General features: G+C 33.8%; 10 protein-coding genes. 5 read left to right on the top strand and 5 right to left on the bottom strand.

The window, feature by feature from the left end; genetic code table 11:
* Nucleotides 1-142 precede the first annotated feature (142 nt).
* Nucleotides 143-1,096, top strand: a complete 954-nt coding sequence (locus QE431_RS12095; RefSeq protein ID WP_307296153.1) for a M20/M25/M40 family metallo-hydrolase — start codon at nt 143-145, stop codon at nt 1,094-1,096.
* A gap of 57 nt (nt 1,097-1,153) precedes the next feature.
* Here the strand turns inward: QE431_RS12095 and QE431_RS12090 are convergent, their stop codons facing one another.
* On the bottom strand, nt 1,154-1,519 hold the full coding sequence (locus QE431_RS12090) for a helix-turn-helix domain-containing protein (protein WP_057116048.1): 366 nt from the start codon (nt 1,517-1,519) through the stop codon (nt 1,154-1,156).
* A gap of 80 nt (nt 1,520-1,599) precedes the next feature.
* Here QE431_RS12090 and QE431_RS12085 point away from each other — a divergent pair, with 80 nt between their 5' ends.
* Nucleotides 1,600-2,475, top strand: coding sequence for an NAD(P)H-binding protein (locus QE431_RS12085; protein ID WP_307296146.1), 876 nt, complete (start codon nt 1,600-1,602; stop codon nt 2,473-2,475).
* Nucleotides 2,476-2,665: 190 nt separating this feature from the next.
* On the opposite strand, the gene QE431_RS12080 is transcribed toward QE431_RS12085, so the two are convergent.
* The 4 genes from QE431_RS12080 to QE431_RS12065 form a co-directional block, all read right to left on the bottom strand.
* Nucleotides 2,666-3,658, bottom strand: coding sequence for an FAD:protein FMN transferase (locus tag QE431_RS12080; protein WP_307296144.1), 993 nt, complete (start codon nt 3,656-3,658; stop codon nt 2,666-2,668).
* Nucleotides 3,659-3,996: 338 nt separating this feature from the next.
* Nucleotides 3,997-6,180: a PepSY domain-containing protein gene (locus tag QE431_RS12075; protein WP_307296142.1), complete on the bottom strand. Its 2,184-nt coding sequence runs from the start codon at nt 6,178-6,180 to the stop codon at nt 3,997-3,999.
* Nucleotides 6,181-6,312: 132 nt separating this feature from the next.
* Nucleotides 6,313-6,795 (bottom strand): DUF2271 domain-containing protein, encoded by a 483-nt coding sequence (locus QE431_RS12070; RefSeq protein ID WP_307296141.1) that lies wholly within the window; start codon nt 6,793-6,795, stop codon nt 6,313-6,315.
* Between the two features lie 49 nt (nt 6,796-6,844).
* Entirely contained in the window at nt 6,845-8,341 is a 1,497-nt protein-coding gene (locus QE431_RS12065; protein ID WP_307296139.1) for an ankyrin repeat domain-containing protein, read from the bottom strand.
* A gap of 822 nt (nt 8,342-9,163) precedes the next feature.
* Between QE431_RS12065 and QE431_RS12060 the strand changes: the two genes are divergently transcribed.
* The 3 genes from QE431_RS12060 to QE431_RS12050 all read left to right on the top strand — a co-directional run bounded on the left by QE431_RS12060 (nt 9,164) and on the right by QE431_RS12050 (nt 13,885).
* Entirely contained in the window at nt 9,164-10,138 is a 975-nt protein-coding gene (locus tag QE431_RS12060) for a ribonucleotide-diphosphate reductase subunit beta (protein WP_307296136.1), read from the top strand.
* An 18-nt stretch (nt 10,139-10,156) separates the two neighbouring features.
* Entirely contained in the window at nt 10,157-11,851 is a 1,695-nt protein-coding gene (locus tag QE431_RS12055) for a ribonucleoside-diphosphate reductase subunit alpha (protein WP_134142138.1), read from the top strand.
* A gap of 429 nt (nt 11,852-12,280) precedes the next feature.
* Nucleotides 12,281-13,885 carry a Na+/H+ antiporter gene (locus tag QE431_RS12050; RefSeq protein WP_057116040.1) on the top strand — a complete coding sequence of 535 codons (1,605 nt, stop codon included), beginning with the start codon at nt 12,281-12,283 and terminating at the stop codon, nt 13,883-13,885.
* Nucleotides 13,886-13,996 lie beyond the last annotated feature (111 nt).

The raw sequence follows: 13,996 nt of genomic DNA, 5'->3' as shown, positions 1-13,996 counted from the left end.
ATGGTACGCGGATAACATTCATTTACTTCGTAAAGACGCTGATTTTACGATTTTATTTGATTATTTTTTATAATCTGCGTTTATCCGCGTTTTTGCAAAGCAAATCCGTTTTATCCGCGTTCCATTCTATAGAAAAACAATTATGAAATTAAAACTTTTTTTTACGACCGTATTTTTTTGCTGCACTTTCGTGAATGCACAAATTTCCAAAACCTTTTATAAACATGATAAATATCTATCATCAGATAAATTGGAAGGCCGTTTTCCGGGTACAAAAGGAAATAATAAAGCAGCAGCTTATATTCAAAAGTATTTTAAAAAATATGGTTTACAAGAATTCAATAATTCTTATTATCAGCCTTTTAAAGTTTTTGTAAAAGAAGGCATCAATAAGATGAAATCAGATAGTGCTGCAACTCAAAATGTTTTGGGTTTTATCCAAGGATCTGATCCGGTTTTAAAAAATGAATATATTGTAATAGGAGCACATTATGATCATTGGGGCTGGGGCGGGCCAGGTTCTGGAAGTAAAAAGAAAGAAGCTTTTGCTATTCATAATGGTGCAGATGATAATGCTTCTGGTGTCTCGGCGCTGCTTTGCATTTTAGAAGAAATTTCAAAACAAAAAAGCAAACCCAAAAGAAGCATCATTTTTATTTCGTTCAGCGGAGAAGAAGAAGGATTATTAGGTTCTAAATACTTCGTAACCCATCTGCCAGTTCCAAAAGAATCCGTAAAAGTAATGCTCAATATGGATATGGTTGGAAGATTGAATGAGAAAAAAGAGCTTTATATGGGCGGTGCTGGAACTTTCCCAAATGGAGTCGAACTGATGCAAAAACTGCAGGAAAACACAGGATTAAATCCGGTTATTCACGCAGGAGATGTTGGCGGTTCCGATCATGTTTCTTTTTATAAAGAATCTATTGCTGCTGTTGGTTTTCATACCGGCGGACATCCGCAGTATCACACACCAGAAGATGATATCGACCTCATTAATTCTGATGGGGGAGCTTTGGTTTCAAAATATATTTATAATGCCTTAACAGAAATTGCCAATTACAAAGAAGCTTTGTATTTTATCAAACAGAATTAAACAAAGCGATTAAAAATAAGTTAATTAGTTTTTTGTTGTTTGAAAAGGCGGTGTCTATTAAACGCTATAGATGCCGTCTTTTACTTTAAAAGCCCACGCTGCCATTGCATCAATAACGGGTAATAATCCCTTTCCAGCATCACTTAATTTATAAGTCACAAAAGGAGGAACGACAGGTTTTGCTTCGCGAATCACCAAACCATCTGCTTCTAATTGTTTTAAATGCTGAATAAGCATCTTCTCTGTTACAGCCGGAATTGCTCTTTTCAATTCGCTGTAACGTTTATCTCCAGTCGATAAATGATATAAAATAATGGGTTTCCAGTAGCCTCCAATTTTTTCCATAACAAAAGTTACAGGGCATTGTTCCAACGCATACTGCTTGTTTTCCTGAATAGTTGACGATTCTTTAATTGCTGTCATGATACATACTTTAGGGTAAGTACTTGTATAAAAGTAAGTGCAAAGATACCTTTGTCTTGTTAAATAAAAAAACTTTAAAGATGAAAATTATAATTTCAGGTTCGTTAGGAAATATCGGAAAGCCTTTAACGGCTCAATTAGTAAAATCAGGACACGATGTAACAGTTATCAGCAGCAATGCAGATCGAAAAGCAGCGATTGAAGATCTTGGTGCGAAAGCAGTAATAGGATCGGTTAGTGATGTCGATTTTCTTTCAGAAACTTTTAAAGGTGCAGATGCCCTTTTCGCTATGACGCCTCCAAATATGGGCGGTGTAAATATTATTCAAAACACTACAGATGCTGGTACCGCTTTCGCGAAAGCGATTCAGAATGCCAACATTAAAAGAGTAGTAATGCTAAGCAGTATTGGAGCTGATTTACCAACAGGAAACGGACCAATTGCGGGTTTGTATAATATTGAGAAGATTTATGAGAAACTAAATACTTCAATTACATTTTTGAGAGCTGGATATTTCTACATTAACTTCTTCAACGATATTCCGATGATAAAAAGGGCAGAGATTATGGGAGCAAATATTCCAGCAGGAAATCGTATTCCGTTAGTGCATCCAGAAGATATTGCATGGGCTGCTGCAGAAGAATTACAAAAATTACCAGAAGGAAAAAATGTGCGATATATTATTAGTGATGTTTGCACGCCTTCAGAAATTGCAAAAACATTCGGCACAGCAATTGGAAAACCAGAACTTCCTTGGGTTGAATTTACTGATGAACAATATTTAGGCGGAATGACTCAAGCTGGAGTTCCAGAAGAAATGGCTGGTTTATATACCGAAATGGGAAGCGGACTTCGCAACGAAACCATTGCAGCAGATTTTCTAAACACTGATGGAAAAGTTCAAGGAAAAATCAAACTAGAAGATTTTGCAAAAGAGTTTGCTTCAAAATTCTAATCAAAAAAACATTCCGCTTCTATTTACAGTAAGCGGAATGTTCAATTTAAATAATGAGTTATCATTATTTCATACCCTTTATCATTTCACCGAAGACTCAAGCGATAGCGAACAGACAAAGTAATCATCTCGACAAAATCTGCTTCCCATGACCTCAACCATCAACCATTAACCATTAACCACCAACAACTTACAATTTATAAGAGAAATTTTTAGACTTAACCACTTTTCCTTTATCAGTAATTATTACGCAGCTGTATTCTGGGAATTTTTGGAGCAGCAGTAAGCCTTCTTTTAGACCTAAAACCATCATTGAAGTACTTAATCCGTTTGCCGTTTCGGCGTTTGGACCAAAGACAGTTACACTGCACAAACCAATTGCGGGATACCCAGTTGCAGGATTTATAATATGGGAGTAGCGTTTTCCATTAAAAACAACAAACTTTTCATAACTGCCAGAAGTAGTGACAGCGCCTTCTTTTAAAGGAACACCAGCTAAAATTTTTTCAGGTTTAAACGGATTCGTAATACCGATTTTCCAGTCCTTTCCGTTGGGTTGTTTTCCCCAGGTGCTCATATCGCCCGAACCATTGATAATTCCGGCTTTAATGCCTTTTTCAATCATCATGGCACGGCATTTATCAGTGGCGTAACCTTCGCCGAGAGCACCAAATCCGATTTTCATGCCTTTTAATTTCAAAAAAATAGTCGATTCTGTGCTGTCCAAAATAATATTCTTGTAACCCACTTTTTCAACCGATTTTTTTATGGCTTCCGCCGAAGGCATTTCCGTCATCGAACCGTCAAATTTCCAGATTCTGTCCATTGCAGCAAAGCTGACGTCAAATCCGCCATTTGTTATTTCAGAAAGTTTAACAGCTCTTTGGGCAAGTTCAAAAACTTCTCGATCTACTTTTATAGGTTGAATTCCCGCATTCTGATTCACTTGTGAAATTTGAGAATCTGCTTTCCAGTCCGAAATTAGGTTTTCTATTCTAGTAATTTCAGCAATCACAATATCGATATTTTGTTCAGCCGAAAGCGAGTCTTTATCGACAATACTAATATCAAAACGGCCACCCATTAAGAGCGTTGTTCTTTTTCGTAATACTTGCGAATAGCCTGTAAAGCATTGAACCGTTACGAAAAGAATTAAAAGTTTATTTATAATTGATTTTTGCATAAAAAATCATTTTTTAGAGCTCCCCCGGAGCGAAATATTTATAGTTATAATTTAGACGTTTCAAATTAAAGCTTCGCCAGAGCGATATGTAGTTTATATATGTCGCTCCGCTGGAGCTTTAACTTTGTGTGAACCAAATGTAATCTATAAATATGTCATCCCTCTGGGATTCATTTATAATTGCGATCTAAAGTCTATAATCTATCCCGAGGCTTCGGGACTACAGTCCAAAATCCAAAATCCAAAATCCAAAATCTAAAATCCAAAATCTAAAATCCAAAATCCAAAATCTAAAATCTAAAATCTAAAATCTACAATCTACAATCTAAAATCTAATCCTAATAGCAATCCGTTAATAATTGACCATTTTCTTTGTATTCAGAAAGACTTTTAATTCCATTTTCCAGACACAATCCATTCAAAACAGCTTCAACATCTTTCTGCATCGCAAGCGAACCGCAGATCATGATTACACCGCCTTCTTTCAATAAATTCATGAAAAAAGAAGCATCTTTTTGGATTAGATCCATCACATAAATATTAGCTCCTTCACGAGATAATGCTACGTGAAAACGATCCAGATGTTGTTTTTGAATCATCACTTTTGCAAACTTTTTATAAGCCAAAAGCGTTGGAGTTACCATTCTAAAACCGCTGTACAAATGTATTTCCTTCTTAGCTTTATTCTGTTCAATCATTCCCAGGAAAGGAGCAATTCCAGTTCCGTTAGAGATGAGAGCCACTTTTGGTGCTTTTTTTGGAAGGTGAAAAGTAGGGTTTTTAAGAATTCTAGCTTTTATCGTATTTCCAGGTTCCAAATTATTTAAAAAGCCAGAACCTAATCCGTTCTCATGCAGTTTTACAACCAATTGTATATTTCCAGAATGATTTCCAATAGAGTAGAGGCGTTCTCTAGAATCATTTGCAGGGTAAATTGCCAGTAAATCACCAGAAACAAATTTAGCCCTAGAATTAGCGCGTAATGTTAGTATAAAAGTATGTTCGGTATCAGAAATCGGCGTCTTATCTAAAACCATTAATTTCTGCAGTCCTTTCGGTACGTGATTGTATAATGAAGGAGTTGTCGCCAAAGGAATTCCCGTTTTAGCACTCCATAATTTTATCCAGTTTACAAATTCAACAGCCGATTTGTCGTTAACGGTTTGTAAATCTAAATAACGATCTGCCCAATTTTGATTGGCTAAAAGCTGATCGATTTCAATCGCAAACTGACAGAAATCTGGGTACGCTTTAGAGCCAAAACCAACGACAGAAAAATTAATTTTCTGATCCTGATTTTGCTTTTCTAATACAGCTTTGAATTTTTTTGCGTTAGAAGGCGCATCACCTAAACCATGAGTAGAAGTAAAGACAATTATATGTTCTGCCTTTGGATATGCCGAAAAACGGTTTAATTCAGTAATATAAGCCTTGTAACCTTGATCAATTAATTGTTTTAGAATCGCATTTGCAAATCGAAAAGAACTTCCATTTTCAGAACCAACTAAAAGAATAAAAGTACTTTCGTGAGCTGTGAATTTGTTTTTAATTCGGCTTGATCTTCTTTTTAAAGTAATCGCAAAACCAGAATAAATAAAGAATAAAATATTGATGCAAGCTATTGCTAAGATTACAGCCCAGACTCCGTTAATTCTACCTGTATGAAGATCAAGGCTCAAAGCAGCAAATTGTTTGGTTACCGGCGAAAGTTTTTCTGAAATAACAGCACCAGAAACCTGATTAACTTCGATCTCGCGATCTTTTAATTCAATGATATAATATTCTTCAGGATCATCTGTAAAAGGAAACTCAATTTTTTTTACATCAGAAAGTAAAGTAGTTTTAAATATAGAAGTCGTTTTGTCTTTTTCTGAAAGTTCAGATTTTACAGGTTTCGCTTTTTCTTCACCCATAAAAAAATTAAATCGTTCCAACGATAAATAGGTTCCTGTTAATGCAATAATTAGAATTGGAATTAAAGCCAATCGCCCCAAAACAACATGATAATACTGAGCAAAATATTCTTTAATTACTTTGGAAAAGAAATTACGAATACCGCGCTGTCTCTTTAAAACAAGCACAAAACCTGAAAGCGAAATTAGTAATAAACAAAAAGAAATTATGCCCACAAAAAAACGTCCTGCTTCGTGAAGAAACAAAGAACGATGAAAGCTTGTAATCCATTGAATAAATTCGCTTTTTTTGACAGGAGTTCCTAAAACTTTTCCAGTTTTGGGATCAACATAAGCATTAACATCATTTCCGTCTTGATCAATTGCCTGAAGCGTTACAAACTGATTGTAATCGACACTTAATTCTGTAATTTCTGGGTACGCTTTTTTTAGAATAGGAAGAGTTTCTCCTAAAGTTATTTCATTAAAATTTTCAGTTTTGTACGGAAGAGTTTTTTCCTGCACTGCATCGACCGCCAGAATAATTCCGGTTACCGTGGCTAAAAACAAAAATATAGAAGAAAATAAGGCCAGGGCCAAGTGTGCGTAACGCCAGAAAGAAAGAGTCATTGAATGTATTAAAAGTAATAAATGTTTAAAGCTTTGTCAAAGTTAAAAACTTTGACAAAGCTCAGATTTCAATTTTAAGCAGAAAAAAATAGAATTCATGCTTATAGAGGTTAAAAAATAATATGCTGAATATTAAATTTTGCTTAACCTTACGTATTTAATATAGCCTTTTCCATCTGTTTTAGTAGCCAAACCTTCTGTTGTAAGCGGAATTTCAAGATCGCTTACATAATACTTTTGGTCTTCAACAGCTGTTTCAAAACGTAATTTGTAGCCTTTGTTAATTTTAGAATTTTCAATTTCTATTGTTGTTACACTGCGATCTCCACCAGTAACAGAAGCGCCTGTTTTTGCGCTGATATCATCATTTTTTTGAGTATGGAATTTGTTCCATTCCTTTAATGATTTATACCATTTTTTATCATCGCCCATTACGTAAAGCGTTTTTTCGTATTCGCCGTTTCCATTAACGAGTGAAACTACAATATATGCACCTTCTCCCATATAATTATTCATCTGCAGCATGCATTTGTATTTGCTTGACTGCGCATTAGATTGAAGAGAAAGTAAAAAAACAAATGCGCTTGTAAGAGCAATTTTAAATATAGATTTCATATTTTTTTAAATTGTAATTTGGAATTTTATTTTTGAGGTTTAAAACTATTTACTTTAAGAATTCAACCGAAATATTGTTTTTTGTAAGCAGATCATTTTCTTTTGCCAAAGCGTAAGCTGTCTCGTCAAATTCTGTATTGATGTCTTTTTTGGCTCCAACAGAAACAAGATATTTTAAAATCGAATCATCTTTAGAAGTCATAGCCGCTCTGTGCAGTGCAGTTAAACCATCTTTGTTTTTAACGTTTACATCTACTTTTAAATCAGTAATTTTTTTAAGGAGAGAAACATCATTTTTAGTGATTGCTAAATGATATAGAGTGTTTCCGTCTTTTTGTGCTGCCGCCAAATTTAATCCTTTATCCTGAAGTAATTTTGCTTTTGCATCAAAAGGATCTTGTTTAGGAGCATCTTTATCTTTTCCCGCAGGACGATAAGACTGTACTAAATAAACTCCTAAATTATTGCCGTCTTTGTCTTTTACATTAATCTCTGCACCTTTCGCTAAAAGCAGACTTACAGCTTCTGGAGTTCCAGATCTTACGGCATATGTCAAAGCAGATTCTCCTTTTACGTTTTGAGCGTTGATATTTTTTGCATTAGGAAGAAAAAGTTCTAAAGCAGCAGCTTCTCTTGCAGATGCTGCAGCCATAATTGGAGTATTTCCTTCTTTATCAGCTTTATTAACATCAACACCTTTAGCTAAAAAGTATTTAATAATTTCAGTTTGATTGGGTTTTCCAGCTAAAATATGCAATACATTTTGTCCTGCTTTATTTTGTGCAGTTGCTTTTATTTTTACTTCTTCAACCAAATATTTGTACGTTTCTATTGTATTAGTTTCTCTTCTGCTTCCCTGTGCAGCAATCAAAAGTGCAGTTTCTGTTGGTTTAATTCCTTTTTCTAAAAGTTTTTTCAAAAGTGGAATATTTCCAGATCTTGCAGCGTATGTAAAAGCAGTATTTCCATCATTATCAACATCTTTAAGAGACATTCCTTTAGTTGCAAAATATTCTGCAGCTTTTAAATCTTTATCTGACGCAATTGCCAGAAGTAAAAGGTTTGCTCCATTTGCATATTTTTTTGTCGGATTTACTCCAGCCTTAAAAAATGCATCGTACATCGCAGGACTCGACTGCCCGTTTGATGCTGCGAAATCTGCAGGAGTAGTTCCGTGACTGTCTTCAAAATTTACATCAGAACCTTTATTAATAAGATATTCTACTAATTCTGTATTTCCTCTATAAGCCGCCCAATGCAAATAAATACGATTATCGTGCGTTAATTTCGTAACCGAATTTCCTGGCTGTTCAATTAAAAATTTAATAGTTGCAACAGGCGCATCATTATTAATTGCCAGCGTTGTAACATCAAAAGCATTGGCATTTGCCTCTGAAGGATTATTTCCTTTTGCTATTTCAGCCTTAACAGTTTCGATATCTGGAGAGGTTTTCCAAAAAGATTGTTCTAAAAGTGTATTTTTTTGCTGAGCACTTACAAAAAGCGTAACAGCAAATGCAAAAGAAGCGAAAAGATTCTTTTTCATGTTTTGATAATTTATGGTTATAGAATTATTCAAGATTAAATTTATTTTCAGATATGTATTTTACTCTATTTAGAATAAATAAAAATAAAGCAAATGTAAAGATTAATATTTTTAAATCAATACAAATTTGTTGTTAAAACGGATTTTTAATCTAGTATTTCGGAATTTTAAAAATGTCTTAAGCTGATTTTAATTTTTATATTCAAACAATATCCTTTAGACAATTGATATTTGAAACTATTAAGATCAGAGTAATTTCTTAGATAAAAACTATATATTTTTTGAATTTATTTACCTTGAATAATGTTTTTACCAATCTTTCCTGTTAAAAGCAATTGTTGTCCTTTTTTGAATATACTTCACATCAATTTTAAAAGTGTTTTTTAGTCTAATTATCTGTTATAAAAAATGTTATGTTTTTTAGTAACACAATATTATTTAGAATAATTATTAATAACTAGCGTTTTTTTATTTTGAAATTGATTTTAAAATTAATCTTTTTCCAAATCAACTGTTGATAACTGCTTAGCTCTGTACCTCAAAAAATATCACTTTAAGATGTTGATAACTTACTATTAATTTTAGGGAAACAGTTAGTTCATTGAGAATTACAAGACATTATTTTCCTGTTGATAAAATTTGCAGAAACTCCAATTTTTAAAGTTTTCAAACTGTTGATAATTGGAGAGATTTTTAACATCTAAAACTGGACAAAAGGATAACTGTGGGCTAAATTTGTAATTATAGAAAATCACGCCGATACCACCTGCAAAAGAGCGCTCGATTTTTTATTTCAAAATAGTCACTTAAAATTCTATATATATGTCAATTTTCGATAAAAGAATCAATTATAAACCTTTTGAATATCCTGAGGTTCTCCAATTTACTGAAGCAATTAATAAAGCTTACTGGGTGCACACCGAAGTAGATTTTACTGCCGACACACAAGATTTTCATGCTCATTTAAATCTGGCTGAAAAAACCGCAATTAAAAATAGTTTATTGGCTATTGCACAAATTGAGGTAGCTGTAAAAAGCTTTTGGGGAAATATATACGAGCATTTTCCAAAACCAGAATTCAACGGATTGGGAACTACTTTTGCAGAATGTGAATTCAGACATTCTGAAGCATATTCTCGTTTGTTAGAAGTTTTAGGTTACAATGATGAATTCGAAAAACTTTTAGATGTTCCCGTAGTACGCAGACGTGTAGATTATCTTTCTAATGTATTAAAGGATACCAAATCTCAGGACAACAGAAAATACATGGTTTCGCTGATTTTATTCAGTATTTTAATCGAAAATGTTTCTTTGTTCAGTCAGTTTGCAATATTATTGTCGTTCACAAGATTCAAAGGCTATATGAAAAATGTGAGCAACATTATTGCTTGGACTTCTATCGACGAACAAATTCATGCGAATGGTGGAATTTATATTATTAATAAAATCCGTGAAGAATTTCCTGAATATTTCGATGCTGAAACATTAGAATTAATTAGAGAAACAGTTAAAGAATCTATAACTGTTGAAGCCGATATTTTAGATTGGATTTTTGAAGACGGAGCGATCGAAACTATAAATAAAGAAGACTTAGTGAACTTCATGAAATTTAGAATTGATGAAAGTTTAAAACAAATAAATATTGAAACGATCTTTAATGTTTCTCCAGACGAATATTCAAAAATGACTTGGTTTGAAGAAGAAGTTTTTGCAAACAGTTTAGACGATTTCTTTGCCAAACGTCCTGTTGAATATACGAAACATGATAAAAGCATTACCGCAAAAGATCTTTTCTAATACAAGCCCAGAATACTTATGAATACGATAGACACAAACCCAGTAAATAATTTTGAATCACAGAACGATAGTAAAATGTGGTGGAAGAACTCTGAAAGTGAGCAAATTTTAAATCGCGGATACCTTTTAAAAGGTGAAACGGTTGAAGGTGCAATCGATCGAATTTGTACCGCTGCCGCTAAGAGACTTTACAAACCAGAATTAAAAGAATCTTTTGTTGAAATGATCGAAAGAGGCTGGATGAGTATTAGTTCGCCTGTGTGGGCAAATATGGGAACAGAAAGAGGTTTGCCAATTTCTTGTTTTAATGTACACGTTCCAGATAAAATTGAAGGAATCACCCATAAATTGGGCGAGGTAATTATGCAGACTAAAATCGGAGGCGGGACTTCTGGTTATTTTGGTGAATTACGCGAGCGTGGAAGTGCCGTAACAGATAACGGAAAGAGTAGTGGAGCGGTAAGCTTTATGAAACTTTTTGATACTGCAATGGATACAATTTCGCAAGGCGGAGTTCGTCGTGGCGCATTTGCAGCTTATTTAGATATTGACCACCCGGATATCGAGGAGTTTCTGAAAATTAAAAGTATTGGAAACCCAATTCAGAATTTGTTTACAGGAATCTGTGTTCCAGATTATTGGATGCAGGAAATGATTGATGGTGATGCTGATAAAAGACAAATTTGGGCGAAAGTTTTAGAAAGCCGTCAGCAAAAAGGTTTGCCTTATATTTTCTTTAGTGACAACGTAAATAAAAACAAACCACAAGTTTATAAAGATCAAAACTTAAGAATCAATGCCAGTAACTTGTGCAGTGAGATTATGCTTCCATCAACTCATGATGAATCATTTATCTGCTGTTTATCTTCAATGAATTTAGAGTTGTATGAAGAATGGAAAGATACTGAAGCGGTAAAACTGGCAATATTTTTCTTAGATGCTGTTTTACAGGAATTCATCGAAAAAACTGAAGGGAACTATTATCTTTCTGCAGCTAATAAATTTGCTAAAAGACACCGTGCATTAGGTTTAGGCGTTTTAGGATGGCATTCTTATTTACAGAAAAATATGATTCCGTTTGAAGGAATGGAAGCTAAAATGAAAACTACAGAGATTTTTAAACATATTAGCGATAAAGCAGATAAAGCAAGTCAAGAATTAGCTAGAATTTACGGAGAGCCGGAATTGTTAAAAGGTTACGGAAGACGTAATACAACCACAATGGCAATTGCACCAACAACATCTTCTTCTGCAATTTTAGGACAAACTTCGCCAGGAATTGAGCCTTTTAGCAGTAACTATTATAAAGCAGGATTGAGTAAAGGTAATTTTATGCGTAAAAATAAATACCTTAAAAAACTGTTGGAAGAAAAAGGTTTAGATAATGAAGAAGTTTGGAGAGGAATTATGCTGAATGGCGGAAGTGTTCAGCATATGGAACAGTTGACTCAGCAGGAAAAAGATGTCTTTAAAACATTTAAAGAAATCAGTCAGTTAGAAATTGTACAGCAGGCAGGAATCCGCCAGAAATTTGTGGATCAGGGACAAAGTTTAAATCTTAATATTCCAGCAGAATTAGCAATTAAAGATGTGAACCGTTTAATGATCGAAGCTTGGCAGCAAGGAGTTAAAAGTTTATACTACCAAAGAAGCCAGAGTGTTTCTAAAGAATTAGTAACAAGTCTTGTTTCCTGCAGCAGTTGCGAATCATAAAAAAACAAAGCCGAATCTAAAATAAGATTCGGCTTTTTTATTGTTTGCTGATAGTTTCACGCAGATTTTCAAAGATTTGGGCAGATTTAATAGATTTTTTATTTCTGTACTGTTTGTCATGTCGACAGAGGAGACATCTCTGCTAGATTTAGAACGCTAAAAAAGGCATTTTACTTTGTATTAATAAACCTAGCAGGCTATGTGTAAAACCGTTCTTTTTTAATTCTTTACAAACAAATCAAAATACTAGGTCTCTATGTGTTTAAAAAAAAACTAAACCATAAACTTCAACAACTCAAATTTCCTGAGTTTAATGTAAGTCAAGAAATTGGCGATTCTTTTTTAGTGTTATTTTAATTTAATTATCATAATATATTAATTTAGTGCCAGAAATTATAATCCCAAACAAATAAATACCCGCAGTAAATAATGGAAAATATCACAGTAATTATAATGTTACTCTTTGGCGTAGCTTTTCTTAGCCTTGTTAGTAAAAGATATAATTTCCCGATTCCAATTGTTTTGGTTTTGTGCGGTGTTGTCATTAGTGTTGTTCCAGGACTTCCTGTAATTGCTTTAAGTCCAGAAATAGTATTTATCGTATTTCTTCCACCTCTTTTGTATCATGCCGCGTGGCATACCAGCTGGTCAGACTTTAAGCAATCCATACGTCCGATAACTTTTGCCGCCGTTGGTTTGGTGTTTTTTACTACAGGATTAGTTGCTGTTTTTGCGCATTGGCTTATTAATGATATGTCTTGGCCGTTAGCCTTTTTACTTGGTGCTATTGTTTCGCCTCCCGATGCGGTTTCTGCAACTGCTATTACAAAAGGATTAGGACTAAATCCACGATTAATTGCCATTCTAGAGGGAGAAAGTTTAGTAAACGATGCAAGTGGTCTTGTAGCATACAAATATGCTCTTACTGCGATTACAGCAGGAAATTTTATTTTATGGCAGGCGGGATTAAATTTTGTTTTAATGTCGGTTTTAGGCATAGCCATAGGTTTAGCTGTTGGTTATATCATGTATTATATTCATAAGAGATTTGTTTGTGATGATATTATCGAAGTAACGCTCACATTATTAACACCATTTGCTTCTTATCTACTTGCAGAACATTTTGAAGGTTCGGGAGTTTTGGCTGTCGTAACAACAGGTCTTTTTTTGGCTGCGAGATCGGGAACCATATTTTCTCATGAAAGCCGAATTATGACAAATACAATTTGGGATGTTCTAAACAATATTCTAAACGGTTTGATTTTTATTTTAATCGGACTTCAGTTAAGGCAGATTATCGCAGGCATCAGTAATTACTCTGGAAATTCGTTGTTTATCTGGGGAGCTGTTATCAGCATTGTGGTTATTTTGGTTCGTTTTTTATGGGTTATTCCAGCTGCGATTCTTCCGAGAATAATAAGTAAAAAGATCCGCGAAAAAGAAAAATTTGATTATCGAAATATGATCATTTTCGGATGGTCTGGAATGCGTGGTGTAGTTTCCATGGCAGCTGCTTTGGCACTTCCCTTAATGTTGAATAAAACAGAAGCATTCCCGCTTCGTAATTTGATTATTTACTTGGTTTTTTGCGTAATACTATCCACTTTGGTTATTCAAGGGCTTACACTTCCTTGGCTAATTAAAAAACTAAAAATCGAGCGTTATTCTATTTTGGCAGAAGAATATGAAATCCGAAATAAAATAGTTTCTGAGACAATCGCACATATCGAAGATAATTTTTCTTTACTAGACGATGAATTACTCCATAACATTAAAAGCAAGTATGAAGTAAAATTTAACCGACTCCAAAAGACAGAACTTCCGGCTAATTTTTTCGGAAATGGAAAAGTATTGGGTGGACAAATTTTTAATGAGTTTACCAAAGTTCAGATTGATCTTTTGAACGTTGAACGTAATAAACTCGAAAGTATGCACAAAAAAGGATTAGTAAACGAAGAGATTTTTCGCAAAATTGAAAAAGAACTTGATTTAGAAGAAACCCGTTTGTGGATGGAAATGTATGAGGAAAATTAATTTTTAATTTTTAATTGTGAAATGTGAATTGTGAATTGTGAGTTGTGAGTTGTGAATGAGCTTTATATAAAGAATAATTCTTAATTCATCATCAAGCATTAACTATTACCA

The sequence above is a fragment of the Flavobacterium sp. SORGH_AS_0622 genome (assembly GCF_030818825.1).
Classification (GTDB): Bacteria; Bacteroidota; Bacteroidia; order Flavobacteriales; family Flavobacteriaceae; genus Flavobacterium.
The sequence above is the reverse complement of the archived record's forward strand: the minus strand, read 5'-3'. Positions and strand labels throughout refer to the sequence as shown.